Source organism: Brachybacterium paraconglomeratum, from assembly GCF_003994255.1.
In the GTDB taxonomy this organism is placed as follows: Bacteria; Actinomycetota; Actinomycetes; order Actinomycetales; family Dermabacteraceae; genus Brachybacterium; species Brachybacterium conglomeratum.
In genome coordinates this window covers 1-26,753 of sequence record NZ_ML133866.1, presented here as the reverse complement: position 1 = coordinate 26,753, position 26,753 = coordinate 1, and the positions used below count along the sequence as shown (strand labels likewise).

Annotated in this window: 26 protein-coding genes and 1 pseudogene; 21 read left to right on the top strand and 6 right to left on the bottom strand. The window is 73.1% G+C overall.

Going from position 1 to position 26,753, the window contains the following annotated elements; all coding sequences use genetic code 11:
- The first annotated feature begins 1,612 nt into the window (after nucleotides 1-1,612).
- Genes idi through DS079_RS16495 form a run of 9 tightly spaced genes read left to right on the top strand, consistent with a single transcriptional unit; the run spans nucleotide 1,613 to nucleotide 8,537 of the window.
- On the top strand, nucleotides 1,613-2,194 hold the full coding sequence (gene idi, locus DS079_RS16535; RefSeq protein WP_241237702.1) for an isopentenyl-diphosphate Delta-isomerase: 582 nt from the start codon (nucleotides 1,613-1,615) through the stop codon (nucleotides 2,192-2,194).
- Nucleotides 2,191-3,363 carry a polyprenyl synthetase family protein gene (locus tag DS079_RS16530; protein ID WP_126988866.1) on the top strand — a complete coding sequence of 391 codons (1,173 nt, stop codon included), beginning with the start codon at nucleotides 2,191-2,193 and terminating at the stop codon, nucleotides 3,361-3,363. The genes idi and DS079_RS16530 overlap by 4 nt, the downstream gene beginning before the upstream one ends.
- Nucleotides 3,360-3,548, top strand: coding sequence for a hypothetical protein (locus tag DS079_RS16525; RefSeq protein WP_010550687.1), 189 nt, complete (start codon nucleotides 3,360-3,362; stop codon nucleotides 3,546-3,548). Before DS079_RS16530 ends, DS079_RS16525 begins: the two co-directional genes overlap by 4 nt.
- A complete protein-coding gene (locus DS079_RS16520; RefSeq protein WP_126988865.1) occupies nucleotides 3,545-4,417 on the top strand; it encodes a tryptophan-rich sensory protein in 873 nt (290 codons plus the stop codon). Before DS079_RS16525 ends, DS079_RS16520 begins: the two co-directional genes overlap by 4 nt.
- Nucleotides 4,414-5,292: a phytoene/squalene synthase family protein gene (locus DS079_RS16515; protein ID WP_126988864.1), complete on the top strand. Its 879-nt coding sequence runs from the start codon at nucleotides 4,414-4,416 to the stop codon at nucleotides 5,290-5,292. Before DS079_RS16520 ends, DS079_RS16515 begins: the two co-directional genes overlap by 4 nt.
- The gene (crtI, locus tag DS079_RS16510) at nucleotides 5,289-7,004 is read left to right on the top strand and encodes a phytoene desaturase family protein (protein ID WP_241237701.1); all 1,716 of its coding nucleotides are present in this window, start codon (nucleotides 5,289-5,291) and stop codon (nucleotides 7,002-7,004) included. Before DS079_RS16515 ends, crtI begins: the two co-directional genes overlap by 4 nt.
- Nucleotides 7,001-7,348: a lycopene cyclase domain-containing protein gene (locus tag DS079_RS16505; RefSeq protein WP_126988863.1), complete on the top strand. Its 348-nt coding sequence runs from the start codon at nucleotides 7,001-7,003 to the stop codon at nucleotides 7,346-7,348. Before crtI ends, DS079_RS16505 begins: the two co-directional genes overlap by 4 nt.
- On the top strand, nucleotides 7,345-7,653 hold the full coding sequence (locus DS079_RS16500; RefSeq protein ID WP_126988862.1) for a lycopene cyclase domain-containing protein: 309 nt from the start codon (nucleotides 7,345-7,347) through the stop codon (nucleotides 7,651-7,653). Before DS079_RS16505 ends, DS079_RS16500 begins: the two co-directional genes overlap by 4 nt.
- Complete coding sequence (locus DS079_RS16495; RefSeq protein ID WP_126988861.1) at nucleotides 7,650-8,537, top strand: prenyltransferase; 888 nt, start codon at nucleotides 7,650-7,652, stop codon at nucleotides 8,535-8,537. The genes DS079_RS16500 and DS079_RS16495 overlap by 4 nt, the downstream gene beginning before the upstream one ends.
- Nucleotides 8,538-8,629: 92 nt before the next feature.
- Here the strand turns inward: DS079_RS16495 and DS079_RS16490 are convergent, their stop codons facing one another.
- Nucleotides 8,630-10,084: a NupC/NupG family nucleoside CNT transporter gene (locus DS079_RS16490; protein ID WP_126988860.1), complete on the bottom strand. Its 1,455-nt coding sequence runs from the start codon at nucleotides 10,082-10,084 to the stop codon at nucleotides 8,630-8,632.
- A gap of 79 nt (nucleotides 10,085-10,163) precedes the next feature.
- On the opposite strand from DS079_RS16490, the gene DS079_RS16485 reads away from it, so the two are divergent.
- From DS079_RS16485 to DS079_RS16455, 7 genes are all read left to right on the top strand, one after another.
- Nucleotides 10,164-10,628, top strand: coding sequence for an ArsR/SmtB family transcription factor (locus DS079_RS16485; RefSeq protein WP_126988859.1), 465 nt, complete (start codon nucleotides 10,164-10,166; stop codon nucleotides 10,626-10,628).
- Nucleotides 10,629-10,709: 81 nt separating this feature from the next.
- Nucleotides 10,710-11,852 (top strand): FecCD family ABC transporter permease, encoded by a 1,143-nt coding sequence (locus DS079_RS16480; RefSeq protein WP_126988858.1) that lies wholly within the window; start codon nucleotides 10,710-10,712, stop codon nucleotides 11,850-11,852.
- 29 nt (nucleotides 11,853-11,881) lie between these two features.
- A complete protein-coding gene (locus DS079_RS16475; protein ID WP_126988857.1) occupies nucleotides 11,882-13,003 on the top strand; it encodes an ABC transporter substrate-binding protein in 1,122 nt (373 codons plus the stop codon).
- The gene (locus DS079_RS16470; protein ID WP_126988856.1) at nucleotides 13,000-13,812 is read left to right on the top strand and encodes an ABC transporter ATP-binding protein; all 813 of its coding nucleotides are present in this window, start codon (nucleotides 13,000-13,002) and stop codon (nucleotides 13,810-13,812) included. Before DS079_RS16475 ends, DS079_RS16470 begins: the two co-directional genes overlap by 4 nt.
- A gap of 84 nt (nucleotides 13,813-13,896) precedes the next feature.
- The gene (locus tag DS079_RS16465) at nucleotides 13,897-14,631 is read left to right on the top strand and encodes a class I SAM-dependent methyltransferase (protein ID WP_126988855.1); all 735 of its coding nucleotides are present in this window, start codon (nucleotides 13,897-13,899) and stop codon (nucleotides 14,629-14,631) included.
- A gap of 79 nt (nucleotides 14,632-14,710) precedes the next feature.
- Nucleotides 14,711-15,058, top strand: a complete 348-nt coding sequence (locus DS079_RS16460) for a PadR family transcriptional regulator (protein ID WP_010550700.1) — start codon at nucleotides 14,711-14,713, stop codon at nucleotides 15,056-15,058.
- Nucleotide 15,059: 1 nt separating this feature from the next.
- Nucleotides 15,060-16,013 carry a permease prefix domain 1-containing protein gene (locus DS079_RS16455; RefSeq protein ID WP_126988854.1) on the top strand — a complete coding sequence of 318 codons (954 nt, stop codon included), beginning with the start codon at nucleotides 15,060-15,062 and terminating at the stop codon, nucleotides 16,011-16,013.
- A 42-nt stretch (nucleotides 16,014-16,055) separates the two neighbouring features.
- On the opposite strand, the gene DS079_RS16450 is transcribed toward DS079_RS16455, so the two are convergent.
- Together DS079_RS16450 and DS079_RS16445 are read right to left on the bottom strand one after the other, a co-directional pair.
- A complete protein-coding gene (locus tag DS079_RS16450) occupies nucleotides 16,056-16,919 on the bottom strand; it encodes a TolB family protein (protein WP_241237700.1) in 864 nt (287 codons plus the stop codon).
- 226 nt (nucleotides 16,920-17,145) lie between these two features.
- Nucleotides 17,146-17,631: a pyridoxamine 5'-phosphate oxidase family protein gene (locus DS079_RS16445; RefSeq protein ID WP_126988853.1), complete on the bottom strand. Its 486-nt coding sequence runs from the start codon at nucleotides 17,629-17,631 to the stop codon at nucleotides 17,146-17,148.
- Nucleotides 17,632-17,900: 269 nt separating this feature from the next.
- Between DS079_RS16445 and DS079_RS16440 the strand changes: the two genes are divergently transcribed.
- From DS079_RS16440 to DS079_RS16430, 3 genes are read left to right on the top strand one after another with little or no spacing between them, the layout of a single operon-like run.
- The gene (locus tag DS079_RS16440; protein WP_126988852.1) at nucleotides 17,901-18,968 is read left to right on the top strand and encodes a pyridoxal-phosphate dependent enzyme; all 1,068 of its coding nucleotides are present in this window, start codon (nucleotides 17,901-17,903) and stop codon (nucleotides 18,966-18,968) included.
- The gene (locus DS079_RS16435; protein WP_126988851.1) at nucleotides 18,961-20,721 is read left to right on the top strand and encodes an FAD/NAD(P)-binding protein; all 1,761 of its coding nucleotides are present in this window, start codon (nucleotides 18,961-18,963) and stop codon (nucleotides 20,719-20,721) included. Before DS079_RS16440 ends, DS079_RS16435 begins: the two co-directional genes overlap by 8 nt.
- The gene (locus DS079_RS16430) at nucleotides 20,718-22,247 is read left to right on the top strand and encodes an alanine racemase (protein ID WP_126988850.1); all 1,530 of its coding nucleotides are present in this window, start codon (nucleotides 20,718-20,720) and stop codon (nucleotides 22,245-22,247) included. Before DS079_RS16435 ends, DS079_RS16430 begins: the two co-directional genes overlap by 4 nt.
- 4 nt (nucleotides 22,248-22,251) lie before the next feature.
- On the opposite strand, the gene DS079_RS16425 is transcribed toward DS079_RS16430, so the two are convergent.
- Nucleotides 22,252-22,491 (bottom strand): MmyB family transcriptional regulator, encoded by a 240-nt coding sequence (locus DS079_RS16425; RefSeq protein ID WP_373877727.1) that lies wholly within the window; start codon nucleotides 22,489-22,491, stop codon nucleotides 22,252-22,254.
- 10 nt (nucleotides 22,492-22,501) lie between these two features.
- Here DS079_RS16425 and DS079_RS16420 point away from each other — a divergent pair.
- Nucleotides 22,502-23,371, top strand: a pseudogene (locus DS079_RS16420) (zinc-binding dehydrogenase); the annotation flags it as partial.
- Between the two features lie 115 nt (nucleotides 23,372-23,486).
- Here the strand turns inward: DS079_RS16420 and DS079_RS16415 are convergent.
- A complete protein-coding gene (locus DS079_RS16415; RefSeq protein ID WP_126988849.1) occupies nucleotides 23,487-24,530 on the bottom strand; it encodes an NAD(P)/FAD-dependent oxidoreductase in 1,044 nt (347 codons plus the stop codon).
- A gap of 91 nt (nucleotides 24,531-24,621) precedes the next feature.
- Here DS079_RS16415 and DS079_RS16410 point away from each other — a divergent pair, with 91 nt between their 5' ends.
- Nucleotides 24,622-25,188, top strand: coding sequence for a helix-turn-helix domain-containing protein (locus DS079_RS16410; protein WP_126988848.1), 567 nt, complete (start codon nucleotides 24,622-24,624; stop codon nucleotides 25,186-25,188).
- A gap of 40 nt (nucleotides 25,189-25,228) precedes the next feature.
- On the opposite strand, the gene DS079_RS16405 is transcribed toward DS079_RS16410, so the two are convergent.
- Complete coding sequence (locus DS079_RS16405; protein WP_126988847.1) at nucleotides 25,229-25,939, bottom strand: hypothetical protein; 711 nt, start codon at nucleotides 25,937-25,939, stop codon at nucleotides 25,229-25,231.
- Nucleotides 25,940-26,753: the final 814 nt, after the last annotated feature.

Here is a 26,753-nt window from a genome sequence, read left to right as displayed (position 1 = left end):
CCTGACAAAATAAACAAACAACCAGCATTAACTGCTGTATCATCCGTTATAATCTGCCATTCAAAATAATGGCATCGATAAACAGACACGCTATTGAGATATCAAGCAACACGCGCACTCAGCGTTCCGAACCCTTTCAAGCTCTTCGCCCTGAGGCAACCCGTCTAACTTAGGACTTCCGCTCCCCCGAGTCAAATCGCTGCGGTGTGATCCGCGCCGCGATCCTCTTCCGAGAACCTTCCGCCCCAGGTCAGGACCAGTTCCAACCTCTCGACCATGGGCCGATCCGCTGTCCCGATCTCCTGGGCACGAGGAAGAACATTACGGGGGTTCCGAGACCCCGTCAAGCCAGAACGACCCTTTTCGGGGTGGCCTCGACCACATTGCCCAGAACGCCCTGCGGAAGTCTCCTCCTGTGCCTCGGTCGCGGCCTCCGAGGCGGCCCCGGTGCTCCCAGGAGTTCTTCGTGAATGCTGCGCAGGGCATCCCCGGTGCCGGCGCCCCTCGGACCGTTGGCGTCCACGTTGCCCGTCCGCTCGTACCGCTGCGCCAGCCTCCTGATCCCCGGCGTCGTGCCGCTCCGGCGTTCGTCGTCGAAAGAGCCAGCGCCCTTCCGGCTCGGTGCTCGGCCAGGGTCTCGATGCCGTTGCGCTCCCCCAGATGCCTGACAGCCCACCGCCCCGTGACCCCGCATCGCATCCTGCGACTGCCGACCGCTTCGCTCCCCTGCTCGCCGGATGCTCTCGATCCTCGTCCTCTCTCACGGCCCTCGGGTCGGCATGACGAACGTGTCCCTCTGCGCCCATGTCATGCTGCTACGGGCCGGGGTGCGCGAACCGCGCGCCCCTCCCTCTGCTCGTCAGCCCGTGCGACCAGCTCCTCCGTGGCGAGTGTCCGCGTACGGGGCACCAGCTCTCCGAAGGCAGGAGTCGTCGTCGGTCTCCGTGCCCGCACGGGCTGCGGTCCATGACCGTCCCGCATCGGAGCGGATCGTGGCCCACCCGTGAGTCACCCCTTTGACATGGCCAGATCACGCGACCCCGCACTCTTCACCCCCGCTGCGACGTCATCGCTGCCCGCATCCCCTGCTGCAACAGCTGTCAGCCGGTTCCCGCGGGGTTCCCCGCTTTACGCACTGTGGCAGCCCCGCACGGCGGGCGGCGCGGTCACCGAGGCCCCCACGCGGAGCTCCGCAACGCAGCGCCCGGCACCACCCGCATATCCCTGCTCCGCATGCCGCGCAGCACTCGCGGCACGGTGACTCCTTTCCTCCGCAGGATCTCGAACAACGCAGGGCAGCCCCGCCGCACGGCAGGTCGCTAGAGGAGACACGATCGGCGGCACACCTCTGGACGAGGGCGTCGGCCTCCCCGGCTCAGGCTGCGGCCCCATCCCGCCCTCGGTCTCCACCGACACCGGAACGATCCTCGCCCGCCCCGAGGGCGCCGCCCCGGGAGCCGGCGAGGGGATGCTGGGCTTCCTGGGTTCCATCAGCAGGTTCACCCGCATGCTCTTCGGGTCGGTGATATTGCCGCAACATGCTCTGGGCGGATGCTAAGGTCGGAGTCGATAGCCTGGCTACGTACGTCACGACGGACAACGGGAGGTCGCCGTGATCGGCACCGCTGCGACACGAACGGCCGGGACGGCCGACGAGGACCATGTGATCCTGCTGGACTCCGACGGCTCCCCCCGCGGGTTGGCCCCCCGCGCCACCGTCCACTCCGTCGACACACCGCTCCATCTGGCCTTCTCCTGCCACCTGGTGCGCGAGGACGGGGCCGTGCTGCTGACGCGCCGGGCGCTCTCGAAGCGCACCTGGCCCGGAGTGTGGACGAACGCGTTCTGCGGCCACCCACGCCAGGGTGAGTCCCTCGAGGAGGCGATCTCCCGCCACGCCTCCGGTGAACTCGGCCTCCAGGTGCGGGAGGTGCGGCCGGTCCTGCCGGACTTCCGGTATCGCGCCGTCGACGCCTCCGGCATCGTCGAGAACGAGATATGCCCCGTCTTCACCGCGATCCCCCAGGGCGAGCCGGTGCCCTCACCCGAGGAAGTCATGGATCTGCGGTGGGTGACAGCGGACGAGCTCGCCGCGCTCGCACGCCTGGCGCCTTGGACGCTCAGCCCCTGGGCCGTCGCGCAGCTCGAGCAGCTGGGCGACCGGCTCGGACGTCTTCCGGCGGAAACCTCATGAGCATCCCCTGCCCTCCTGGCGTCGACCACGAGATCAGACGTCTCCTGCGTCGTGGCACCGCGCTCGGGGGCGCAGTGGCCTCCGCGGACCACCATCTGCTGTGGAACGCGCTCGGCGAGGCCACCGAGGGCGGCAGGAGATTCCGGCCCGCCCTCCTGCTGGCCACCCACGACTCCCTGGGAGGCTCGAGGCACGAGGCCGCGATCCAGGTCGCGGCGGCGGTCGAGATCCTGCACACCGCTTTCGTGGTCCAGGACGACGTGATCGACGGCGACCAGATGCGGCGCGGCGCCCCGAGCCTCCCCGCCTCCGTGGCCGCGCAAGTGCGCCGCGGGGGCGCCACCGCGCACACCGCACGCCGGGTCGGCGATGCTGCCGGGATCCTCGCAGGCGACCTCGGCCTGATCACGGCCCTGCGCGCGGTGGCCGGATGCTCGGCGCCTGCCCCCGTGGTCGCCGCTCTCCTGGACCTGATGGAGAGCTCGCTGCACGCCTCGGCCGCCGGGGAGATCGCCGATGTGCAGCTGCCGCTCCGGCCCGCCGAGCGGCCGGAGACGCTGCAGGAGGCGCTGACGGTCGCCGAGCTGAAGACGGCGGTGTACTCCTTCCAGCTCCCCCTCCACGCCGCCGGACTGCTCGCCGACACGTCGCCGGACCGTCTCGAGGCGCTCGACGCGATCGGTGCTCTGCTCGGCATCGGCTTCCAGCTGGTCGACGATCTCCTCGGCGTCTTCGGCGACGAGGAGCGCACCGGCAAGAGCGCGCTGGGGGACCTGCGCGAGGGCAAGCGGACCGCCCTCGTCGCCCACGCCGCGACCACCGCTCACTGGTCGCAGCTGAGAACGCTGCTGGGGCGCGAGGACCTCACCGACGAGGACGCGCGCAGCGCCCGTGACCTGCTCGCCGCGAGCGGATCCCGCGACTGGGTCGAAGAGCTCGCCCTATGGCATCTGTCCAGCGCAGTCGACGCCGCTGCACGCCGCGACCTCCCGCCCGCGTTCAGCGAGGCTCTCGCCGCCACCATCGCGGAGATCCACGCCGGCCTCGAGCTGCTGCTGCCGTCGGACGTGTCGGGAGGAGAACCGACCGGGCCCGATCCCGTCGCGGCCGCCTGCTCGCAGAGCGCCGCCGCACAGCGTGACGCCGCCTCGCAGCGAGCCAGCGCATGAACGGCTCCGCCGGTCCCGACGCCCCGCTGGTGCTCGTCACCGGCGCGAGCGGGTACATCGGCGGCCGACTCGTGCCGGCGGCGACTGAAGCCACCGCGGTGTCAGCCGGGAGCGGGGCCCCCGCGCCCTCCCGCGCAGGGCCCGGTGCCGCTTCACCCACCGTCGACGACGAGGAGTCCGCATGACCGCCGCGAGCACCCCCGACCATTCGGCCGCCGCGCACCGCCGACGGCGCACCGGCCCCCGCCCGCTGGGCCGGCACCTCGCGGTGACCCTGGCCTTCCTGCTCGCGATGGCGGGCACGGCCGTGGGTGTCGGCGCCTTCGGCGGAGCACCGATCGACGAGGCCGCCGGCGGCCTGCTCTCCGCCGACGCGACCCACCTCGCTCCCGCGACCCCCGCCTTCCGGATCTGGTCGGTGATCTACCTGGGGCTCGGCGCGTACACGCTGTGGCAGTGGTGGGACAGGCGCGACGACCGCGGGATCGCCGGCCTCGCGATCGCCTCGCTGCTGCTGAACGCCGCCTGGATCCTCGTGGTCCAGGCCGGTGCGGTCGCGCTGAGCGTGCTGGTGATCGTGGTGCTGCTGGGCGTGCTCGGCGCCCTGTTCCGTCGCCTCACGGCCAGGCCTCCTGCCGGGGCGCTCGAGCGGGTCGTCGTCGACGGCACCTTCGGCCTGTATCTCGGCTGGGTCAGCGTCGCGACCTGCGCGAACATCGCGGCAGCGCTCAAGGGTGCGGGATTCTCGGGTTTCGGCGCCCCCGAGGTGCTCGCCGTGATGGTGCTGCTCGCGGTGGCCGTGGTCGGCGTGGCGCTGACCCGGGCCGGTCGCCGCCCGGTCGCCGCGCCCGCGGCGGTGGTCTGGGGTCTGCTCTGGATCGCGGTCGGCCGCGCGACCGATGCGCCCTCGTCGCCGGTGGTCGCGACCGCCGCGGCGACGGTCACCGCGGTGATCGTCCTGGCGACCCTGTTCGCCGTGCTGAGGCCGCCCCGGCGCCTCGAGGACGCGCACGGTCCCGCCGGGGTGCGGCCCTCCGACGGTGGTGCGCGATGAGCGCGCAGCGCCTCGCCCCGGACGCGCTGACCCTCTACGACCGGGTCGCGCAGCGCAGCGCCGGCTGCGTGATCGCCGGCTACTCGACCTCTTTCGGCTGGGCGACGCGCCTGCTCGAGGAACCCGTGCGCACCCATGTTCGCAGCCTGTACGCCCTGGTCCGCCTGGCCGACGAGATCGTCGACGACCCCGACTCGGGCCTCGACCCGGCCGCCAGGACACGCGCCCTCGAGGAGCTCGCCGCCGAGACCGCTCGCGCGGTCGGCGGCACCCGCTCCACCAACCTCGTCGTGCAGGCCTTCGCCATCACCGCACGCCGCCACGGCATCGGCCCGGAGCTCATCGACCCCTTCTTCGGCTCGATGCGCGCGGACCTCACCGTCACCGCCCACGACCCTGAGAGCCTCGCGCAGTACGTGCACGGGTCGGCCGAGGTGGTGGGCCTCATGTGCCTGCGAGTCTTCGTCGACGGTGACGAGGCGGCAGCTGCGCGCCTGGCCCCCGCGGCGATTGCGCTCGGCGCCGCCTTCCAGAAGGTGAACTTCCTGCGCGACCTCGCCGAGGATCACGACGGCCTGGGCCGCGACTACGTTCCCGGGGTGGACGTGGACCGCCTCGACGACGCGCAGCGGGACCTGCTGCTCGACGACATCGACGCCGACCTCGCCCGCGCCGCGACCGCGCTGCCCCATCTCCCCTCCTCGAGCCGCGCCGCTGTCACCGCCGCGCACGGCCTCTACTCGGCGCTCTCCCGTCGACTGCGCCGCACCCCCGCGGCCCGGATCCGCCGCACCCGCGTGCGGGTGCCGGAGCCGGAGAAGGCCCTCGTCATCGCCCGCGCCCTGCTCGCGGCGCGCCGTGGAGCGGCCCGATGAACCGGCGGACGACGAATCCCGGCACCGGGTCACCACCCCGAGCCGCCGCCTCCGGGCCGCCGGCGGACGGATCCCTCCGAGCGCCCGACGGGTCCCGCCCGTCGGCCGTGATCATCGGCGGCGGCATCTCGGGCCTGGCCACCGCGGCGCTGCTCGCCCGGGACGGCCACGAAGTGGACCTGATCGAGGCGCGGGAAGAGGTCGGCGGCCGCGCCGGCAGCTGGGAGCGCGACGGGTTCCGCTTCGACACCGGCCCCTCCTGGTACCTCATGCCCGAGGTGTTCGACCACTTCCTGCGCCTGCTGGGCACCTCCGCCGCGGAGGAGCTCGACCTGCGCCCTCTCGACCCGGCGTATCGCGTCCTGTGCGAGGGGTACGAGGAGCCGTTGGACCTGAGCGCCTCCGCCGCCCGCAATGCCGACCTGTTCGAGCGGATCGAGCCCGGGGCGGGGCTGGGCCTGGCCCGCTATCTCGACTCCGCCGCGAGCACCTACGACATGGCTCTCGAGCGCTTCCTGTACACCTCGTTCACCTCGCCGCGGTCGCTGCTCCACCCCGCCGTGCTCGCCCGCGGCCCGCAGCTGCTGCGCCTGCTGGCCGAGCCGCTGGACCGCTTCGTCGCGCGCCGTTTCCGCGACCCCCGCCTGCGACAGGTGCTCGGCTACCCGGCTGTCTTCCTCGGCTCCTCCCCGGACCGCACTCCGAGCATGTACCACCTGATGAGCGCCCTGGACCTCACCGGCGGGGTGCAGTACCCCCAGGGCGGCTTCACCGAGCTCGTCGACGTCATCGCGCGGCTCGCGGTCCGACACGGCGCACGCCTGCACACCGGCACTCGAGCCACCCGGGTCCTCACCGAGGACCACCGCGGCGGGCGCCAGCGCGGTGCGCACCTCGGCGGAGGGCCGGGCCGCCGCGCCGCGGCCCGCGGGGTCGAGATCCGCACGGCCGACGGAGAGGTGCGCGAGCTGCGCGCCGACGTCGTCGTCGCGACCGCCGACCTCCACCACGTCGAGACCGAACTGCTGCCGCGGCGCCTTCAGACCTATCCCGCCTCCTGGTGGAGCCGCCGCACTCCCGGCCCCGGCGCGGTGCTGGTGCTGCTGGGCGTGCGCGGGGCGCTGCCCGAGCTCGCCCATCACACGCTGCTGTTCACCCGGGACTGGGACGAGAACTTCGGGGCGCTGCGGGAGGGCCGGGTGCCCTCCCCTGCCTCCAGCTACGTATGCCGTCCCTCCGCGACGGATCCCTCGGTCGCCCCGCCCGGGCACGAGAACCTCTTCGTGCTCGTCCCCGTCCCGGCCGATGCGTCGCTGGGCCGCGGCGGCGTGGACGGCAGCGGTGATCCCGCGATCGAGGAGATCGCGGAGGAAGCGATCGCACGCCTGGCCGCGGAGGCCGGGATCCCCGATCTCACCGAGCGGATCGTGGTGCGCCGCACGATCGGCCCTGGGGAGTTCGCGGAGGACCTCGGCGCCTGGTCCGGGAGCATGCTCGGGCCCGCCCACACCCTGCGCCAGAGCGCCTTCTTCCGGGCCCGCAACGCCTCGCGGCGGGTGGAGGGGCTGCTGTACGCCGGCTCGAGCACCCTGCCCGGGATCGGACTGCCGATGTGTCTGATCAGCGCCGAGCTGGTCGCGAAGCGGATGCGCGGCGACCGCTCCTCGTCCCCGCTGCCGGAATCCGAGCACGTCGCCGGGGCCCCCGCATGACTGCAATGGTGTACCTGCTGTGCCTGCTGACGGTGCTGGGTTGCATGGTCCTGCTGGACCGGCGCTTCCGCCTCGCCCTGTGGCAGGCCCCGCGCCGCGCGGCGACGGTGCTCCTCGCCGGGGTCGCATTGTTCCTGGCCTGGGACCTCGCGGCGATCGCGGCGGGCCACTACCGGATGGGAGACAGCGCTCTGATGAGCGGTATCGAGCTCGGGCCGGAGCTGCCGCTCGAGGAGCTCGTGTTCCTCGTCTTCCTCTGCTATGTCACGCTCGTGGTGCGGGGGCTGGTGGATCTGCTGCTGGGTCGACGACGGCAGTCCCCCGCCAGGCGGGAGGAATCATGAGCTACGCCGCCCTGGCCGGGCTCTTCCTGCTCCCCGTGCTGCTGGTGACGGTGCTGGCCGTCGTGCGGCGCCGGCCCGGGCCGCGCTGGTGGCTGACCACCGCTGTGACGATCGCGGTGCTGCTGGTGCTCACTATCGTGTTCGACTCGCTGATGATCGCGGCGGACCTGTTCCGCTACGCCGAGGAGGACCTGCTGGGCGTGCGGCTCCTCCTCACCCCGCTCGAGGACCTCGCCTGGCCGCTCGCGGCAGGGCTCCTGCTCCCCTCGCTGTGGCTGCTGCTGACCCCCCAGGAGGAGCGATGAACGTCCTGTCCGCCCCGCGCCCGGGCACGCTGCCCCAGCTGCTGGGCACCTCGCGCCCGCTGAGCTGGATCAACACCGCCTACCCCTTCGCCGCCGCCTACCTGCTGGCCGGCGGGGGCGTCGACGCGGCGCTGCTGGTGGGCACGGTGTTCTTCCTCGTCCCGTACAACCTGCTGATGTACGGGGTGAACGACGTCTTCGACCACGAGTCCGACCTGCGCAATCCCCGCAAGGGCGGGGTGGAGGGGATCGTGCTGGACCGGCGCGTCCACCGCACGACCCTGTGGGCGGCGGGCCTCGGCTCGCTGCCCTTCGTCGCGGCGCTGCTGGTGCTGGGCGGTCTCGCCTCCGGGGCGGTGCTGCTGGTGGTGCTCGCCGCAGTGGTGGGGTACTCCGCGCCCGGGATCCGGCTCAAGGAGCGACCGGGGCTGGACTCGCTGACCTCGGCGGTCCACTTCGTGGGACCGGCGGCGTTCGGCCTGGTGCTGGCCGGTGGCCCGGTGGGCGCGACAGCCGTCGCCGCGCTGTCGGCGTTCCTGCTGTGGGGCATGGCCTCGCACGCCCTCGGCGCGGTGCAGGACATCCGCCCGGATCGCGAGGCGGGGATCGGCTCGATCGCGACCGTCCTGGGTGCGACGCGCACGGTGCGCCTGGTGCTGTGCCTCTACGCTGCGGCCGGCGCGCTGATGCTGGTCACGGGATGGCCGGCCGCGCTCGCGGGGCTGCTGGTGCTGCCGTATCTCGCGAGCGCCTGGCCCTTCCGCTCCCTGTCCGATGCCGACTCGGAGCGCGCCCACCGTGCCTGGCGCCGCTTCCTGCGCCTGAACCTGCTCAGCGGCTTCCTGCTCACGCAGCTCCTGCTCGTGATCGCGCTGACCGGCTGAGCCGAGGCGGGCCGGGCACCGGCACGGCGTCGGCGTCGGCGTCGGCGCCGGCGCCGGCGCCGGGACAGCATCGACGCCGACGTCGGACGGCGTCAGCCGAGCATGATCCCGGCGATCGTGGCGCTCATCAGGTTCGCGAGCGTGCCCGCGAGGATCGCCTTCAGGCCGAGCTGCGCGATCTCGGGGCGACGCTCGGGGGCGAGTCCGCCGAGCCCGCCCAGCAGGATCCCCAGCGAGGAGAGGTTCGCGAAGCCGGTGAGCGCGAAGCTCGTGATCGCGGCGGTCTTGGGGCTGAAGGTGTCGATCTCGGGACCGAAGCCGGCGAAGGCCACGAACTCGTTGACCACGATCTTCTGCCCCACGAAGCTGCCCGAGGCGACGGCCTCGTCCAGCGGCACCCCGATCATCACCATGATCGGCGCGAACACCCAGCCCAGGATCTGCTGGAATGTGAGGTCGTCGGCGCCGAACCAGCCGCCGACCGTGCCGATCAGCAGGTTGATCAGCGCGATCAGGGAGATGAAGGCGAGCAGCATCGCGCCCACGGTCAGGGCGAGCCGCAGCCCGTCGGCCGCTCCGCCGGCGGCGGCGTCGATGACGTTGCTGTAGGAGAGGGTGTCCTCCTCCTCGTCGTCGTCCTCCGCCGACGTCGCGGCCGACGAGCTGCCCCCGGTGGGGGCGGGCGCATCGGACGTCTCGGCGGCTGAGGGCGCGGCGGATCCTACGGCGGTCGCGGAGATCGGCGCGGTCCCGTCGGCCGCGGCAGTGCCGGCCCCCGCAGCGGTGTCGTCGGCTGCGGCGGTCCCGTCGGCCGACGGCGCCATGCCCTTGCCCTTCCTGCGGGTGGTCGCGGCCACCAGCTCGGCCTCGCGGGCGACGGCCTCGGGATCGTCCTCGGGCAGGAGGATCTTGGCCATGAGCAGGGCGCCGGGAGCGGCCATGAAGCTCGCGGCGATCAGGTACTCGAGCGGGGCGCCGAGCAGGGAGTAGCCCACCAGCACGGAGCCCGCGACGGTGGAGAGACCGCCCACCATCACCGCGAACAGGCCCGAGCGGGAGAGGCTGCCGAGATAGGGGCGGATGACCAGGGGCGCCTCGGTCTGCCCCAGGAAGATGTTCGCGGCCGTGTTCACGGACTCGCCGTAGCCGGTGCCGAGCAGCTTGCCGAGGGCGCCGCCGAGCAGCTGGACGATCCACGGCAGGATCCGCCAGTGGTAGAGCACCGCGGTGAGCGAGGCGAAGAAGATGATCACCGGCAGCACCTGCAGCGCGAAGATCGTCCCTTCGCCCTCGGCCGGCAGCAGCCCGCCGAAGAGGAAGGAGATCCCCTCGGAGGAGGTGTCGATGACTGCCTGGAATCCCGCGCTCACCTGCTGCAGCGCCCATCGGCCGGGGCCCCAGTACAGGACGATCACCCCCAGCACGAGCTGCAGCGCGAAGGCTCCCGCGACGGTGCGCGGGCGGATGGCACGGCGGTTGCTGGACAGGGCGAAGGCGATGAGCAGGAGGCCTGCCATCCCTCCGATGCCCCAGAGGACGTCGAGCATCGCAGCACCTCGCAGAGAGTCGGGGACAGGGGCGCGGTCGACGGCGACAGTGTAGGGGGCGCCCGGTACCGTGTCCGCCATGACCCCCGGCCGCCCCGCCCACGTGAGGACCTCCTCCGAGGTTCCCGACGACGAGCAGCTGGTCGAGGAGCTGCGCAGCCTGCTCGCCGAAGAGGACGGCGTCGGCGAGCTCGCCGCGCGCATGGCGCTGCTGGCCGACGAGCGTCGCCTGCGGATCCTGTTCTGCCTGCACGCCCATCCCCTGATCCGCAGCTCGGACCTCGCCCGGGCGATCGGGGCGCACGAGTCCACCACCTCCCACGCCCTCGCACTGCTGCGGGAGGCCGGGTGGGTGCACGCCGTGCGGACCGGGCGCGTGGTGCGCTACGAGCTGGCGAGCGGCTTCGCCCACGATCTGCTGCACGAGCTCGGCTCCGGGCACCTCGACGACGTCGACCACCCGCACCACCACGCACATGACGGGCACCACGCGCACGACGGACCGAGCGCGGACGAGGGCTCCGGTCGGCGCCCCGACGCCTGACACCGCACGCCGCTCGGCGAGCCCGGGCAACCGCGGGCACGGCCCGCCCGCCCCCACGGCAATACTTGTAGGCTCGTGCAAGTGACGTCCTCTGCCCCTGCCTCGGCGACCCCGGCCAGCGCCCCGGCCGACACCGCACCGGCCGACCGCCCCGCGACCGGCCCCGCTCCCGATGCGCTCGGGGTCCGCTCGCGCGCCCGACGCTCCGCGCTGCTCCTCGCCGTGCTCGCCGTCGCCGGCCTGGCGAGCATCGTGCTGTGCGTCGGGATCGGCCCGGTGCCGATCCCCGCGGGGACGACCGTGCAGGTCATCGCGCACCACCTGGGACTGCCCGTCCCCGCGGCCCGGGAGGCCTCGGTCGACTCGATCGTCTGGGACGTGCGCGTGCCGCGGGTGCTGATGGGGGCCGCCGTCGGCGCCTGCCTCGCGCTCTCCGGTGCGGCGCTCCAGGCGATGGTCCGCAATATGCTCGCCGACCCGTACATCCTCGGCGTCTCCGGCGGCGCCTCCACCGGCGCGGCGGCCGCGACCCTCTTCGGCGTCGGCGCAGCGCTGGGCGACTACGCCCAGTCGGCGCTCGCCTTCCTCGGCGCGCTCGGCGCGGCCCTGCTGGTGTTCCTCATCGCCCGGGCCGGCGGCCGTGTCACCTCGCTGCGCCTGCTGCTCTCCGGCGTCGCCGTCGGCTATGCGCTCACGGCGCTGACGAACCTGCTGATCTTCTCCTCGGACTCCGCCGAGGGCTCCCGCTCGGTGATGTTCTGGATGCTCGGCTCGCTGTCCCTGGCCCGTTGGAACGCCTTCCTGTGGGTGGCGCTCGTCGCGGCGGTGCTCGGCGCGATCGTGCTCCTCGCGGGCGCCCGCGTGCTCGATGCGCTCAGCGCCGGCGACGAGATCGCCCACGGCCTCGGGATCCACCCCGACCGCGCCCGCATCGGCTTCCTGCTGGTCGTCTCGCTGTGCACCGCCGCCGCGGTCGCGGGGGCCGGCTCGATCGGCTTCGTGGGGCTGGTGATCCCGCATCTCGCCCGCCGTCTCGTCGGCGCCCGCCACCGCGTGCTGATCCCCGCCTCCGCGCTGCTGGGCGGGCTGTTCCTGCTGTGGGCCGATGCCTTCGCGCGCGTGGTCATGCAGCCGCGGGAGCTGCCGATCGGCGTGCTCACCGCCGCGATCGGCGCCCCCTTCCTGCTGATCCTCGTGCGCCGGCTCTACGCCCGGCAGCGCTGACCTCCTCCCCTCCCGCCCGAAGGAGCACGATGCCTCGCACGTCCCTTCCCCAGGCCGACGCCCTCGGGTCCGACGCGATCGGATCCGAGGCGGCGGAGCCCGGCTCCACCGGGCCCGTCGGCCACGGCCCCACGCCCGCGCCGCTGCGCCGCCGCAGCCTGATGGCGGGTCTCGTCGGCGCCGTCGGGCTCACCGCCGCCTGCGGCTCCTCGGACAGGAGCACAGGCGACGGGGACTCCGACGGCGGCGGATCGGCGGAGGGCTTCCCGCTCCAGCTCGCCAACTGCGAGGCGACGCTCACCTTCGACGCCCCGCCCGAGCGGATCGTGCTGCTCGAGTCGGCGCCGGTGACCACGCTGGACGGCATCGGGGTGCTGGACCGGGTGGTCTCGCGGGCCGGCGCCTTCCCTCCCGGCTACTACGACGGGGACCTCGCCGCCCACATCGAGGAGATCCCGACGCTCAGCGACGAGATCGACGCCTCCGGCCATCTGCAGATCTCCCAGGAGATGGTCATCGCGCAGGAGCCCGACATCGTCCTCGGCCTGCCCGACGGGGTCACCCGCGAGGCGATGGCCGATGCGGGGGCGCAGGTGGAGGTCCAGAACATCTACTGCGCGACCGGCGGGCACCGCTCGAGCTTCGAGACCCTCTACGAGCAGATCGACGTCTACGGGCGCATCTTCGACCACGGCGAGCAGGCCGCGACCCTGACCTCGGCCCTGCAGGAGCGGGTCGCGGCGGTCACCGAGGCCGCCTCCGACCTCTCCGTCGCCACGGCCGCGGTCCTCTACCCCTCCGTCGGCGGCGGGCCGCTGTACACCTACGGCGCCGCGTCCATGGTGACCGCGCAGCTGGACGCGCTCGGGATCGAGAACGTCTTCGCCGACACCGAGGAGCGCGTGTTCGAGATCAGCGCCGAGCCGCTGCTGGCCGCCGACCCGGACGTCCTCATCGTGCTCCACCAGACCGATGGCGACGGCTCGGACGTCGCCGAGGAGATGGTCTCCCAGGATCAGCTCGCCAGCCTCCGCGCCGTGCAGGACCGGGCGCTGCTGCCGCTGCTGTTCAACTTCGCCGAGCCCGCCTCGCCGCTGGTCGTCGACGGGCTCGAGCGGATCCACGAGTGGCTCGTGGAGCTCGAGGGATGATCGGGCCGGGGCTCGCCGCGCCCGTGCTGTCCGCGCACGGGCTGCGCCACTCCTACGGCGCCTCGCCCGTGCTCGACGGGATCGATCTCGAGGTGCACGAGGGGGAGGTGCTCGGCCTGGTCGGCCCCAACGGCAGCGGGAAGACCACCGCGCTGCGGATCCTGCACCGATCGCTGGTGCCGGAGGCCGGGCAGGTGCGGCTGGACGGCCGCGATCTCGCCGAGCTGCCTGGCCGCGAGCGCGCCCGGTCGATCGCGGTGATGGCGCAGGAGCTCAGCGGCGAGGTGCCCCTGACCGTCGCCGATGTGGTGCTGCTGGGGAGGATCCCGCACTCCGGCGCCTTCGGCGGGACCGGCGAGGCGGACCTCGAGATCACGACCGAGGCCCTGGAGAGCGCCGGCGCCCTGCATCTGGCGCGACGGGAGTTCGGCCTGCTCTCCGGCGGGGAGAAGCAGCGGGTGCTGATCGCCCGCGCCCTCGCCCAGCAGCCCCGCGTGCTGCTGATGGACGAGCCGACGAACCACCTCGACATCGGCTCCCAGCACCATGTGCTCGAGGTGGTGCGCGCGCGGGGGCTCGCGACCGTGGTGGTGCTGCACGACCTGAACCTCGCCTCCCGGTACTGCGACCGCGTGATCGTGCTCGACGGGGGCCGGGTGCGCGCCGAGGGCCCGCCCGCCGAGGCGCTCGAGGTGGGACTCGTCGGCGCGACCTACGCCGTCGCCGCCGAGCGCGCCCTCGCCGCCGACGGCACCACCCAGTTCCTCTTCCGCGGCCCGGACGACGCCGCGGACGACGGCCACGGCTGACTCGTCGGCCCCACCTCTCCGACGACCACCGCCCTGGCACCCCGGGACGGTGCAACTGCCCCGACCACCCCTGGAGCCGCCCCGATGACCCGCACCGCCGCCGAGGACCAGCAGGCCTGGAACCGCTACTGGACCCGCTGGGCCGCCGAGTACGACGAGCACCAGCTCTCCCGTCTCTCCCTGCCCGGTGAGCGCGAGGCCTGGTCGAGGGCCTTCGGCGACACGCTGCCGCCCGGCACGCGCGAGGTGCTCGACCTCGGCACGGGCAGCGGGAACGTCGCCCTGCTCCTCGCGGCCGACGGCTACGACGTCACCGGCATCGACCTCTCCCCCGGCATGCTCGCGCAGGCGCGGACGAAGCTCGAGCGCCATCCACACCCTCCGACCTTCCTGGAGGCCGACGTCGCGGATCCGCCGTTCCCGCACGGCAGCATGGACGCGATCGTCTCCCGCTATCTGCTGTGGACGCTACGGGACGCCCCCACCGCGCTGCGGCGCTGGCACGAGCTGCTGCGCCCGGGCGGCGTGCTGGTCGCGATCGACGGGCAGTGGTTCGAGCCCGAGGACGACGGGGGTGCGGCGCCAGCGACCCCGCGGCAAGCGCACTTCGCCGAGGCCTATGACGAGGAGGCCGTGGACCAGCTCGCCTTCGCCCGCGCCGGGGTGGAGCGGATCTGCGCGGCCTGGGGGGAGGCGGGCTTCGTCGAGGTGCGCGCGGACCCGCTGCCGGAGCTGCTCGAGCTCGACCGCGTCCACGGCGTCGCCCCGGGACACTCCCCGCAGCTGCTGCATCGCTTCTCCGCGCGCCGCGCAGGCTGAGCACCGCTCACGCCCTTCCGGACCTCGGACGACATTATCCCCTAGCCAACACTGTGTCTCACACACTATGGTGTGGGGCATGAGCGATGCTGTCGACACCCACCTGCAGGAGCTGCGACGCGGCACGGTCGTGCTCGCCTGCCTGCAGCTGCTGCGCGAGCCCGGCTACGGCTACGCGCTGCTCGAACGGCTGGACTCCCACGGCCTGCCCACCGATGCGAACACCCTCTACCCGCTGCTGCGGCGCCTCGAGAAGCAGGGCTTCCTCACCAGCGAGTGGAACACCGAGGAGTCCCGGCCGCGGAAGTTCTACTCCACCTCAGCCGACGGGATCCGCCTGGCCGAGACCCTCCAGCAGGAGTGGCGAGCTCTGACCGAGTCGCTCTCCTCCCTCACCGAGCCCGATCCCGCGCACGAGGAGTCCTGACATGTCCGCCACCCTGACCGAGCGCTACATCAGCGCCACCATCCGCTCCCTCCCCGCCGAGTCCCAGGAGGACGTGCGCGCCGAGCTCGCCGCCTCCATCGCGGATGCCGTCGAGGCCCGCACCGAACAGGGCGAGGACCCCGAGGCCGCCGAGCGCGAGGTCCTCACCGGCCTCGGCGACCCCGCGGTGCTCGCCGCCGGCTACGCGGACCGCCCTCTGCACCTGCTGGGGCCGCGCTACTACCTCACCTGGCGACGCCTGCTGATCCTGCTGCTGTGGATCGTCCCGGCCTGCGCCTTCGTCGGCGTGGGCCTGTCCCAGGCGCTGATCGGTGCCGACGGCGGGACCATCATCGGCCAGGCGATCTCGACCGCGCTCACCGCGGCCGTGCACGTGGCCTTCTGGACCACGCTCGTGTTCGTGATCCTCGAGCGCACCGGCGCGGACACCGCCGAGACGTGGAGCGTGGAGGACCTGCCCGAGCCGAAGGAGTCCGGCACCGGCCGCGCCGACCTGATCGCCTCCCTCGTGTTCCTCGGGCTCGTGCTCGCCGCGCTCGGCTGGGACCGGCTGATCGGGCTGGTCCGCGTCGAGGGCGACTGGCTGCCGGTCCTGCACCCGGGGCTGTGGCCGCTGTGGACGCTGCTGCTGGTCGCGATCGTCCTGGCCGAGATGGTCCATGCGATCGTGCTGCACGCAAGGGGCCGCTGGAGCACGGGGCTCGCCGTGGCGAACACCGTCCTCGCGCTCCTCTTCGCGGGCTGGGCGCTGGCCCTCTTCGCGAACGACCTGCTGCTGAGCCCGGAGCTGCTCCAGCTGGCCCGCACTGCCGGCGACATCGACGCGCAGTCCATGCACACCCTCGGCGTGATCCTGGTGGTCTCGATCCTCGCGGTCGCCGCCTGGGACGTGGTCGACGGGTGGCTCAAGACGCTCCGCGACCGGCGCCGCTGAGCGGCGCGCCGGCCGTCGCCGGCCCGCTCCGCCCGCCGGGGATCAGTCCGCCGGGGACCAGTCCGTCCGTGGACGATCGAGGCAGACCACGTGGAGGGAGTCCGGGGACCAGCAGTGCCCGCCCGCTGTCCCCGGCACGCCGTGGAGGCGGGCGAGATCGCGCCCTCCCGACCCGTCGAACGCACACAGCCGCAGGAACGAGTCCGCACCGCCGGCACCCTGCTCCCCCGGCGGGTGGCTGACATAGGCGACCAGCCGGCCGTCCGGGGAGACCTGCGGGAAGCGGTTCACGCGCTCGTCGTGGGTGAGCTGCTCGATCCCGGTGCCGTCGGGTCGCATGCGGAACAGCTGCGAATGTCCCGGCGCGGCGGGGTCGCTCTCCGCGTCGAAGACGGCCCAGCCGCCGCCGTGCGCGGCGCCCGGCGGATCAGGGGCCGCTCCGGGATCGCGACCGCGGTCGGCCGGAGCGACCGGGACCCCTCCGGCGCCGGGGACGCGAACGACCCGCGGGGGGATCCAGGTGCCGTCCGCGAGCCGGCACGCGCCGACGCGGGTGAGGACGACCTCGTCGAGCCTGCCCCCTGCGGCCCCGGTCGCTCCGTCGACGGGGTCCGCCGGGGCCGGGGCGGGGCCGAGCCGTTGCGGCTCCCCTCCCCCGACGGGGATGCCCCACTGCGCGCCGCCTGCGCTCACGATCAGCGTCTCTCCCCCGTCGGGCCAGCTCACGGACTCGAGGAGCAGCTCGGAGGACTCGTGGACGACGGTGGCGCGGCCGGTCTCGACGTCGAGCAGCCGGAGCCGGGAGCGTCGGCCCGGAACGCGGGACGAGGGGACCGGGTGTCGCGCCTCATGGCCGGGCCTCGCCGGGCCATGCGTCGACGCCATGCCGTCCGAGCCATCAGCCATGGCGCCTCCCTCGTCGTCGACCCTGAAGCCCCGCATGCTATGCCCGGCCCCGGGGACGAGAGCAGGGATCCGACCGGTCGGACCGGCGGGGCGATCACCGCTCGGGCTCCCGTCGGTCGAGCGCGGACCGCCCGATGGCGCGGGGCGGGGCCGCCCGGGTCGAACACCCGGCCGCCCGCGTCGACACCTCCCGCTCCGAGGACGCCACGGCTCGGACTCTCAGCGCTCAGAGATCTGTGGTCGCGGTGCCGCCGGCAGGTCGGTCCCCGGTCAGGCGCGCCCTCACGATCTGTGCGACCGCGGCGACCTTCCCACCCGGCACGCCCCAGTACTGCGCGGAGTCCCCGGAGAACCGCAGCAGGCCCAGGTTCTCGTCCTCGGGCCCTTCCGGGAAGTAGGCCTCGGCCTCATCAGTCCAGAGAGCCCGGATCCGAGCGCGATCGTCCTCGAACACCGCCTTCCCGGCCACCGAGAGCCAGGTCCCTCCCTCTGCCACCGCGAGGTTCACGGCCGATCCCTGCCTCAGCGCCTCGGCATGCCCGCTGTCGAGGCCCACGAAGAACAGCACGTCCACGTCGTCGCTCACCTCCTGGATCGTCATCGGATGGGAGACCAGCGCACCGTCCCGGAGCGCGGTGGTCAGCATGACCAGCTCCGTCCCTCGCAGGATGCGCACGACGTCGCTCTGTCCGAACTCCTCGATACCGTTCATGGCGTTCCTTCCGATCGTGGTGGCTGCGCCATCGCGGCCATTCACCGCATGACGACTCGCGACCACTGCAACGTACCCATCTCCGCTGCGGGAGGAGGGATGCCGACCGTTCGGTTCCTCGCCGACTCCTCGCGACACCGGTTCGTCGTGCGTCCCGCCACCGCTCCGAGCTGGGTCGATGCAGTGCCCGGGGTGTGCCGCCCGATCCGGTGGAGCGCACCTGGCCGAAAGAGCGCTCGGTCGGTGCGAGGTGCCGTAACGTGCAGCGAATGAGCACCACTCTCGAAGGCTCCGGCGCGTGGCGCCCTCAGACGACCGGCCGCGAGTCGATCGCGGTCGGGGTCTCCGCCGCGATCGGCCGAACGCCGCTCGTCCGCCTGGACCGGCTCTTCCCGGAGTCCGGCATCGAGGTCCTGGCCAAGCTGGAATCCGCCAATCCGGGAGGCAGCACCAAGGACCGGCCTGCGCTGGCGATGGTGCGCGATGCCGTGGCCTCGGGCAGACTGCGCCCAGGCGGCACGGTCGTCGAGTCCAGCTCGGGGAATCTCGGTGTGGCCCTGGCGCGAGTGTGCCTGGAGCACGCTGTGCGCTTCGTCTGCGTGGTCGACTCGCGCACGAACGGGACCGCCGTCGCGGCGATCCGGGCCCTCGGAGGACGCATCGAGATGGTGACGGACCCCGATCCGGAGACCGGCGACCTCCTCACAGCTCGACTGCGTCGCGTCGAACGACTCCTCTCGGAGATCCCGGGGGCCGTGAACCTCCACCAGTACGGCAACCCTGCGAACCCGGCCGCCCATGAGGACGGGACCATGCGGGAGATCGCCGAAGCCACCGGCCACCGGCTCGACGTGCTGATGGCCGCGGTGAGCACCACCGGCACCCTCGCCGGATGCAGCGCCTACCTCCGACGCACCTCGATGGACACGACCACGGTCGCCGTGGACGCGGAAGGGAGCGTGCTGTTCGGAGGAACCGCAGCCCCTCGCCCTCTGCCCGGTCTCGGCGCCGGAGTGGTCACGGACATCTCCCGCACGGTCGACCCGGACCGGGTCGTCCGCGTCAGCGGGCTCGACTGCGTGGTCGGCGCGCGCCTTCTCGCCGAGCGCGAGGGCATCCTCGCCGGCGCCTCGACGGGAGGCATCGTGCACGCGCTGGGAACCCTCGTATCGGACCTCGCCCCTGGGAGCCGGGTCGCCCTGATCGTCCACGACAGCGGCGTCCCCTACCTCGGCACCGTCTACGACGACAGCTGGGTGCGCACGACGCTGCACGCCGGTCCCTCCGACGTCGCCACCGCGACCACGGCCCTGCAGACCCTCGCCCGCCGTGGTTGATAGCGCTCCGGCGAGCTATCAGCCGCTCTCCCTGGCCGTCGTCGGCGACGGCCCCAAGGCGCTGTTCGCGCTCGAGGAGCTGTGCGCCCAGCTCAGCGACGCCACATGCCACGACTCCCTCCGAACCCTCGAGATCACCGTGGTCGCCCCGGGGCCGGTCGAGGGGACCGGCGCCGCCTATGACGTCACCCAACCGCACTCCCTCCGACTCAACGTCGACGCCACTCTGCTGGACGTGCCGGCGACCGGGACGAGCCCGTCGTTCCGCGACTGGGTCGCCGCAGCTCATCCCACCCTCGTCTCCGCGACCTACCCGCCGCGCGCCGTGGTCGGCGAGTACCTCCATGCGCGGTGGCTCCGGATGCTGGCGGACATGGCCCGGACCGGGGTGACGGCGAGGACCGTGAGCGATCGCGCGGTGTCGCTCCGGCGCACGGTCGGGGCTTGGGAGATCGTGACCGCGAGCCACGGCGCGCTCCCGCCGGTGGAAGAGATCCTGCTCGCCACCGGACATGCCGCGGAACACTCCGGTGCCCTGGCCCGCACCTGGTCCTCGACCATCCCGCTGCGTCCGGCGGTGCTGCCCGCCGCGGAGATGCTGGGTTCTCATGACGTCCCGCCCGGCGCGCGGGTGGCGCTGCGCGGCAGCGCCCTGACGTTCATCGACGCCGCCCTCGTGCTCACCCTCGAGCGCGGCGGGCGCTTCACCCCGCGCGCCGACGGCGTCCCCGGCCTCCTCCACCGGCGCGGCTCCGAGGAGCCGCTGGTCCTCCTGCCCACGGCGCGCCACGGCCGCCTCCTGGACGCGAAGCCCGACCCTCGGCTCCCACTGCCGGCCGGGGTGAGCCGTGCCGTCGCCGAGGGAGCTCGACGCCTGGGCTCCACCGAACGGACCGACGTCGGCCCCGACGCCGTGATCGACCTCGTCCTGGACGTCGCCACGGCCGCCCTCGCTGCGGCGGGGACCGATCTCCGCCTCGGGCGAGAGGCGGTCGAAGGCGCACTGGCCTCGGGATCCGACCCGGATCTGCACCGCGGACCGGGCCACGCCGAGGACGCCCTGCGACGGAGCGTGGAGATCGGCCGAGGCGGACGGGCACCCGGCCCCGCATGGATCCTCGGACGCGTCTGGGCAGGGCTCTACCGCCCCCTCACGCTCGCGGTCCGCGGTTCCGCGGCCCCCGCCGAGGAATGGGCTCGCTTCCGTCGGGCCTCCCAGGTGCTCGAGAGGTTCGCGTTCGGCCCTCCCCTCGAGGTCGCGGAGATGCTGCTGGCCATGATCGGGTCCGGGGCGCTGGACCTCTCCTGGGTGGACGCCGGGACCCGGATCACGGCGTCGGGCATCGAGGGCACCCCGCTCGGTCACGCCCCTCCGGACGTCGTGGTCGATGCCGTGCTGGCGCCGCCGGGGATCGTGGGGATCCTCGACCCGCTCTCGCGAGCATTGGTGGACCAGGGGCTGGTGGAGGTGCGACCGGCACGCCGCGGCGCGGCCGTGGATCACGACGGCACTGCGCTCGCCGGGGACCGTCCCGGCGGCCGGAGCCAGCGGCAGGAGGGCCTCGCCCTGCTCGGGCGTCCGACGGAGGACCACGTCATCGGACACGACACCCTGAACCGGCACCTCCACGACGAGCCCCGTCTCTGGGCGGCGCGGATCACCTCGAGACTGCGCCGCACCGACGCCGGCCCCTCGGCCCCTCCCCGACCGACCACGACCACCACCCCCGAGCGGAGAATCGGTTCGCGATGACCAGACCTGCCCCCTCTTCCTCGACCGCTGCGGACCCCACCGCCGATCATCCGCCCGGCGACACCGAGGCCCTGCGACGCCGCTGCGGCGGGCTCCCCCCGCTCAGCGCCCGTCTCGAGCCGTGGATGCGAGAGCTGCTGGCGGATCGTCGGGCCTGCTCCGCACTGATCGAGGAGTACGGCAGCCCGGTGAACGTCCACGAGTTCTCGGCCCTGGCCCGCAACGCCTCCGAGCTGGAGTCCGCGGCCGCCCGTCACGGCGTGCCGCTGAGGATCTTCGTCGCGCGCAAGGCGAACAAGACCCTGGGCCTGGTCGAGTCCGCGAGACGCGCCGGTCACGGGGTGGACGTAGGGAGCCACCGGGAGCTGTCCCAGGTGCTCGACCAGGGGTACGCGCCCGAGGACGTCGTGGTGACCGCCGCTGTGAAGCCACCGGAGCTGCTGCGCCTCGTCCGCGACACAGGTGTCGTGCTGGTTCTCGACAACCTCGACGAGGCCGAGGCTTTCCTGCAGGCAGCAGCGGAGAACAGGACCGGTGGGCGGCAGCCCGTCGCGCTCCGCCTCGCACCGACCCCGACCAGCGGCATCGCCCCCACACGGTTCGGGGAGTCCGCGGCGACCTGGCAGCACTGGGCCGATCACGCCCGGACCTCCGCCGCCGGCCTCAGGATCGACGGAGTCCATTTCCATCTCCACGGCTATGCCGCGCAGCACCGCGCCCTGGCCCTCGACGAGGCGCTCCGTCTCGGCGATGCGCTCCGCGACCTCGGGCACGACCTTCGATTCATCGACATCGGCGGGGGCGTCCCGATGTCCTATCTCGACGACGCCGGTCAGTGGGACGCGTTCTGGACAGCGCACGATGCGTCGACGAGCGACGGCGCCGACGCGGTCACGTGGCGCGGAGAGCCCCTGCGCCAGGTCTATCCGTATCACCAGGAACCGGTGCGCGGGGAATGGCTCGAACAGGTGCTGGGCACACGGCTCCCCACCGGGGAGACCGCAGCCGTCGCGCTGAGGGAGCGGGGTCTGGAGCTGCGCTGCGAACCCGGCAGGTCGCTGCTCGACGGATGCGGCCTGACGCTGTCCCGCGTCGTGCAGCGCACTACGACGAGCGATGGGGTGCCGCTCGTCGGGCTCGAGATGAATCGGACCCAGTGCCGATCCACGTCGGACGACTTCCTCGTCGATCCGCTGCTGGTCCCCGGCGACGGTCCACGCTCTGCGCCGCTGCACGCGTTCCTCGTCGGGGCGTACTGCATCGAGGCGGAGCTGATCCTGCGTCGACGGCTCGAGTTCCCGCAGGGTGTCGCGATCGGTGACCTTCTCGCCTTCCCGAACACTGCCGGGTACCTGATGCACATCCTCGAGAGCGCGTCCCACCAGATCCCGCTGGCCTCGAACGTCGTCCTCGGTCCTCAGGGCCCCCGCCGCGACGCCATCGACGCCGTCTCCCCGCTGCGGCCATGGGCGCAGGAGTCCGCCCCCGCGGCCGAGCGGGCATCCGGAACCGCCGCGGCCATCTGACTCGTCACGCGACGCGGCTCAGCGGCCGGCCCGTGACTCCCCGCGCCGGCCGCGGGACCTGCTGCGACGCCGCCCAGCTGGCGAGCAGGCGCAGGCGCTCGGCACTGGTCGAGCTGGGCTCGGCGGTGTGGACGAGCATGACCCGGCCGGGCTCGTCGGTCACCGCCAGCTCCTCGTAGGCGAGCTCGACCTCCCCCACCACGGGGTGTCTGAAGCGCTTGGTGCCGGAGCCGTGGGTGCGCACGTCGTGCCCCGACCACCAGCATATGGGCCACGAGTACGTGGGCGTCGTCGAGGAGGTCGGCGACGAGGTGAGCACCCTCGAGGTGGGCGACTTCGTGGTCGGCTCCTTCGTGATCTCCTGCGGGACGTGCGAGATCTGCCGCGAGGGCCATCCCTCCCGCTGCGTGCGCGCGATCTTCGTCGACGGGCAGATCGGCACCCAGGCCGAGAAGGCCCGGATCCCCTTCGCCGACGGCACCCTGGTCAAGACCCCCGGCATGCCCGACCCGGACCTGATCCCCTCGCTGCTGGCCGCCTCCGACGTGCTGGGCACCGGCTGGTTCGCGGCCGACGCCGCCGGCGCCGGGCCGGGCCAGACCGTCGCCGTGGTCGGCGACGGCGCGGTGGGGCTGATGGGCGTGCTGGCCGCCCGGCAGATGGGCGCCGAGCGGATCATCGTTTTCAGCCGTCACCCCGAGCGGCAGGCCCTGGCCCGCGAGTACGGCGCCACCGACATCATCGAGGCCCGCGGCGACGAGGGCGTCGCGGCGCTGAAGGAGCTCACCGGCGGGCTCGGCACGCACTCCACGATCGAGGCCGTCGGCACCCAGGAGTCGATGATGCAGGCGATCCGCGCCACGCGCCCCGGCGGCGCGGTGGGCTTCGTGGGCGTCTCCCACGACGTGCAGATCCCCGGGGACGAGCTGTTCTTCTCTGCGGTCCATCTCCACGGCGGGCCCGCCCCGGTGCGCCGCTACCTGCCCGAGCTGATCGACCTGATCTGGCGTCGCGAGATCGATCCGGGGAAGGTCTTCGACCTCACGCTCCCGCTGGAGGACGCAGCCGAGGGCTACGCCGCGATGGACGAGCGCCGCGCGACGAAGGTGCTGCTCACGCTCTGAGCAGCAGGGCGGTGGAGCGGCGACGGGGCGACCTCCCGTCGCCGCTCCTGGCCGTCGCGCGGCCCCGGCCATCGCACGGCCATCGTCCCAGGGCCGCCACCGCCCCCGGCCTCGCTCAGCCCTGCGGGGCGAGCGCGGCGACCGCCGCGTCGGCGTCGGCCATGACGAGCGCGCCGTGCAGGTGCGCGCCGGCGAGCGCCCCGGCCGCGGCGGACGCCCCGACCTGCGCGGTGGGGTCCGCGGCGTTCCCGGCGACCCACACGCCGGGCACCTCGGTGGTGCCGGCCTGGCCGGTGGCGACCTTCTGCCCCATCCCGGCGGGCAGCTCCTCGAGGGCGAGCCCGAGGCCGTCCAGCCCGTCCAGGCGCGGGGTCATCCGGGTGCCGGCGGCGAGCACGGAGCGCGCGACCACCTCGCCGCTCGCGAGGCGGACACCGGTGATCCCGCCGTCGGGCCCGGCGAGGACCTGCTGGATCTCGGTCTCGTGCACGGTGACGCCGAGCGCGGCGAAGCGCTCGCGGGCGGCGGGGTCGAACTCGACGCCTGCGGCGAAGACCTCGACGTCCTCGCTCAGCGCGCGGAACATGAGGGCGAGATGGGCATGGAAGGGCAGGCTCGCGATCACGCCGATCGCCCGGTCGCGCACCTCGTAGCCGTGGCAGAAGGGGCAGTGGACGAGGTCGTGACCCCAGTGCTCGGCGAGGCCGGCGATCTCCGGCAGCTCGTCGCGGATGCCGGTGGCGACCAGGACCCGGCGCGCGGTGAGGGCGCGCCCGTCGGCCAGGGTGATCTCGAAGCGCAGGTCCCCGTCGGCCGACGGGTCGACGGCGCGGGCGGAGGCGACCTCGCCGCGGACGACGAGCCCTCCGTACTGCCGCACCTCGGCCCGGCCCCGGGCGAGGAACTCCCCGGGCGCCGTGCCCTCGTTGCCGAGCAGGCCGTGGATCCCCTCGGCGGGGGCGTTGCGCGGGTGGCCTGCGTCGAGGACGACGACGCTGCGGCGGGAGCGGGCGAGCATGAGTGCGCCGTTCAGCCCGGCGGCGCCCCCGCCGATCACGACGGCGTCGACGAGGGTGCCCGGCAGCGGGTCGGAGCCGAACGTGTCGGTCTCCGTCGTCTCGGGCAGGGCGGGCGCGGAGTGCTGGGCATGGCCGGTCATGGCAGGGGTCCTCTCGGTCGGGTGCTGCGCCCCTCGGCGGGCGATGCCTCCACCCTGGACCAACTTGCCTCGTCTGCATACACTCTTGCTCATGTCGCAAGGAACGACGGAGCTCGACGACCTGGTGCGCAAGAGGCTGCGTGCGCTGCGTCTCGCCCAGGGGCTCACGCTCGACGACCTCGCCGGCCGCACCCACCTGAGTGCCTCGACGCTCTCGCGGATCGAGAGCGGCGGACGACGCCTGGCCCTCGACCAGCTGGTGGGCCTCTCGCGCGCCCTGGACACGAGCCTCGACGAGCTCGTGGCGATGCAGGGCGAGCAGGTGGTCTCGAACCCGGTGAAGGACCACGGCATGGACGCGCTGCGCTGGCAGATGCGCCGCTCCCCCGACACCGTGATCCTGCGTCGAAGGGTCGTGGACCCGCCTCCGGATCCCGCGCGGATGCGCGCCCACACCGGCCAGGAGTGGCTGGTGGTGCTCTCGGGGACGCTGATCCTGCAGCTCGGCGCTCAACGCCATCGCATCACCCAGGACCAGTCCGCCGAGTTCGACACCCTGGTCCCCCACGCCTTCGGCGCCGAGGGCGGTCCGGCCGACGTGCTGCTGGTCGTGGATCGGGCCGCCGGACGCGGCCACCACGACGAGGACGGCGGGTGACCCGAAGGCCACCCGCCGTCATGCTCAGCCGTCGAGTAGCTCAGACCGCTGCGACGAAGTACGTGCCGGAGGTCAGGAAGCCCTCGACGCTGAACGTACCCGAGCCGACCGCCTCCTCGGGGATGAGGAAGGCCATGGTGCCCTCGGCGGTGCCGCCGTCGTAGAGGTCGCCGACGTCCATGAAGTCGCCCTCGAGGACCACGGAGGCCTCGTCGTAGGACCGTCCGTCCTCGGCGACGTAGGAGATGTGGAGCTCGATCCACGGGGTGATCGACTCCGGTCCGGTGTACTGCACCGTCACCGGGACGGTGATGTAGACCTGCCCCTCGGGCGCCTCCTCGTTGAACATGTTGGCCTCGGCGATGGCGCTGTTCGCATCCCAGGTGACGTTGCCGAGGGTGACGGACATGGTCCCCCCGCTGGTCTCGATCGCGATCGCGTCGGTGACCGGCTGTGCGGGATTGTCGCGCGAGGTGCCGACCTCGGGGGCCGACGCGGGCTCGGAGGTGTCCTCCTCCGCGGCGTCCTCCTCGACAGCCTCCTCCGCCTCGGCGTCCTCGACGGCGGTCGCGGTCGTCACCGGATCGCCGGCGCGCACGCCGTCGTCGCTCGACCCGGACGACGCGACCAGGGCGACGCATCCGCCGAGGCCGAGCAGACCGATCAGCAGGAGGACACCGCAGCCGACGACGATCCAGATCCAGGTCCGCTTCTTCCGCGGGGGCTCGGGGTGGCCGCCGGGACCGCCCACCGGACGGAACTGCCCGTCACCGTACGGTCCCGCCGGATTCGCCGAGGCAGGGTACGGAGATCCCTGGGCGGGATACGGGGAGCTCGCCCAGCTCGGCGATCCACCGGCCGGCGTCGCGCCGAAGCGCGGCTGTCCCTGAGGGTGGGAGTTCGGCGACCCCGGCATCGGCTGCTGCGGGTCACCCGGGAACTGCGGGGGCATGGACACTGTCATCACCTGTGCCGCGCGGCGCACGGCACCCTTTCGTATTGAGGCCCCGACACTCCGAGGCAGATGGATGAATCTTCGCCCATCTCACCGACAGTCGAGCTCGAAAAGACCCCGCACCACGGAGTGCCGTCTGTGCAGTCGCTCACCACATCGGCCCGCCGCCCCACTGCCACGGAATAAACCCCTGGACATCCCCGTTGACCACCCCGTAGCGTGCATAGCTCCGGATGATGGCCCCAGCCGTCGCCGGATGTGCGAGCCTCCCGGCCGGACCCGCCATGACGGCGGCGCCCCGGCCCTCGCACCGCGTGCAGCGCGAGCAGCCCGCCCCAGCGGGCGCCGCGAGCACCCCGCCATCTCGCAGCGGCATCGACAGCCCTGCGCGGCGGGACACGGATGCCTCGCTCCGCCTCGGCGGAGCTGCCGCACGCACACCCACCCGGCACCGTGCCGGACACAGACATCACGTCGGCCGCGAGTTGAGTCCCCGATAGTGGTGTAGCGCGGTGGCCCTGTGATCGTCCCGGACAAGGACGCGGCCACCGTGTGATCCTTCGAGTGAACCTCTCACAGCACTCTCGAACGGAGTCATCACGATGACCGC

What these genes read in the sequence shown, in the direction of transcription:
- DS079_RS16530 (WP_126988866.1), top strand. Translation starts at nt 2,191, where the DNA reads ATGAGCATCCCCTGCCCTCCTGGCGTCGACCACGAGATCAGACGTCTC.
- DS079_RS16525 (WP_010550687.1), top strand. Translation starts at nt 3,360, where the DNA reads ATGAACGGCTCCGCCGGTCCCGACGCCCCGCTGGTGCTCGTCACCGGC.
- DS079_RS16520 (WP_126988865.1), top strand. Translation starts at nt 3,545, where the DNA reads ATGACCGCCGCGAGCACCCCCGACCATTCGGCCGCCGCGCACCGCCGA.
- DS079_RS16515 (WP_126988864.1), top strand. Translation starts at nt 4,414, where the DNA reads ATGAGCGCGCAGCGCCTCGCCCCGGACGCGCTGACCCTCTACGACCGG.
- crtI (WP_241237701.1), top strand. Translation starts at nt 5,289, where the DNA reads ATGAACCGGCGGACGACGAATCCCGGCACCGGGTCACCACCCCGAGCC.
- DS079_RS16505 (WP_126988863.1), top strand. Translation starts at nt 7,001, where the DNA reads ATGACTGCAATGGTGTACCTGCTGTGCCTGCTGACGGTGCTGGGTTGC.
- DS079_RS16500 (WP_126988862.1), top strand. Translation starts at nt 7,345, where the DNA reads ATGAGCTACGCCGCCCTGGCCGGGCTCTTCCTGCTCCCCGTGCTGCTG.
- DS079_RS16495 (WP_126988861.1), top strand. Translation starts at nt 7,650, where the DNA reads ATGAACGTCCTGTCCGCCCCGCGCCCGGGCACGCTGCCCCAGCTGCTG.
- DS079_RS16490 (WP_126988860.1), bottom strand. Translation starts at nt 10,084, where the DNA reads ATGCTCGACGTCCTCTGGGGCATCGGAGGGATGGCAGGCCTCCTGCTC.
- DS079_RS16485 (WP_126988859.1), top strand. Translation starts at nt 10,164, where the DNA reads ATGACCCCCGGCCGCCCCGCCCACGTGAGGACCTCCTCCGAGGTTCCC.
- DS079_RS16475 (WP_126988857.1), top strand. Translation starts at nt 11,882, where the DNA reads ATGCCTCGCACGTCCCTTCCCCAGGCCGACGCCCTCGGGTCCGACGCG.
- DS079_RS16470 (WP_126988856.1), top strand. Translation starts at nt 13,000, where the DNA reads ATGATCGGGCCGGGGCTCGCCGCGCCCGTGCTGTCCGCGCACGGGCTG.
- DS079_RS16465 (WP_126988855.1), top strand. Translation starts at nt 13,897, where the DNA reads ATGACCCGCACCGCCGCCGAGGACCAGCAGGCCTGGAACCGCTACTGG.
- DS079_RS16460 (WP_010550700.1), top strand. Translation starts at nt 14,711, where the DNA reads ATGAGCGATGCTGTCGACACCCACCTGCAGGAGCTGCGACGCGGCACG.
- DS079_RS16455 (WP_126988854.1), top strand. Translation starts at nt 15,060, where the DNA reads ATGTCCGCCACCCTGACCGAGCGCTACATCAGCGCCACCATCCGCTCC.
- DS079_RS16450 (WP_241237700.1), bottom strand. Translation starts at nt 16,919, where the DNA reads ATGGCTGATGGCTCGGACGGCATGGCGTCGACGCATGGCCCGGCGAGG.
- DS079_RS16445 (WP_126988853.1), bottom strand. Translation starts at nt 17,631, where the DNA reads ATGAACGGTATCGAGGAGTTCGGACAGAGCGACGTCGTGCGCATCCTG.
- DS079_RS16440 (WP_126988852.1), top strand. Translation starts at nt 17,901, where the DNA reads ATGAGCACCACTCTCGAAGGCTCCGGCGCGTGGCGCCCTCAGACGACC.
- DS079_RS16430 (WP_126988850.1), top strand. Translation starts at nt 20,718, where the DNA reads ATGACCAGACCTGCCCCCTCTTCCTCGACCGCTGCGGACCCCACCGCC.
- DS079_RS16415 (WP_126988849.1), bottom strand. Translation starts at nt 24,530, where the DNA reads ATGACCGGCCATGCCCAGCACTCCGCGCCCGCCCTGCCCGAGACGACG.
- DS079_RS16410 (WP_126988848.1), top strand. Translation starts at nt 24,622, where the DNA reads ATGTCGCAAGGAACGACGGAGCTCGACGACCTGGTGCGCAAGAGGCTG.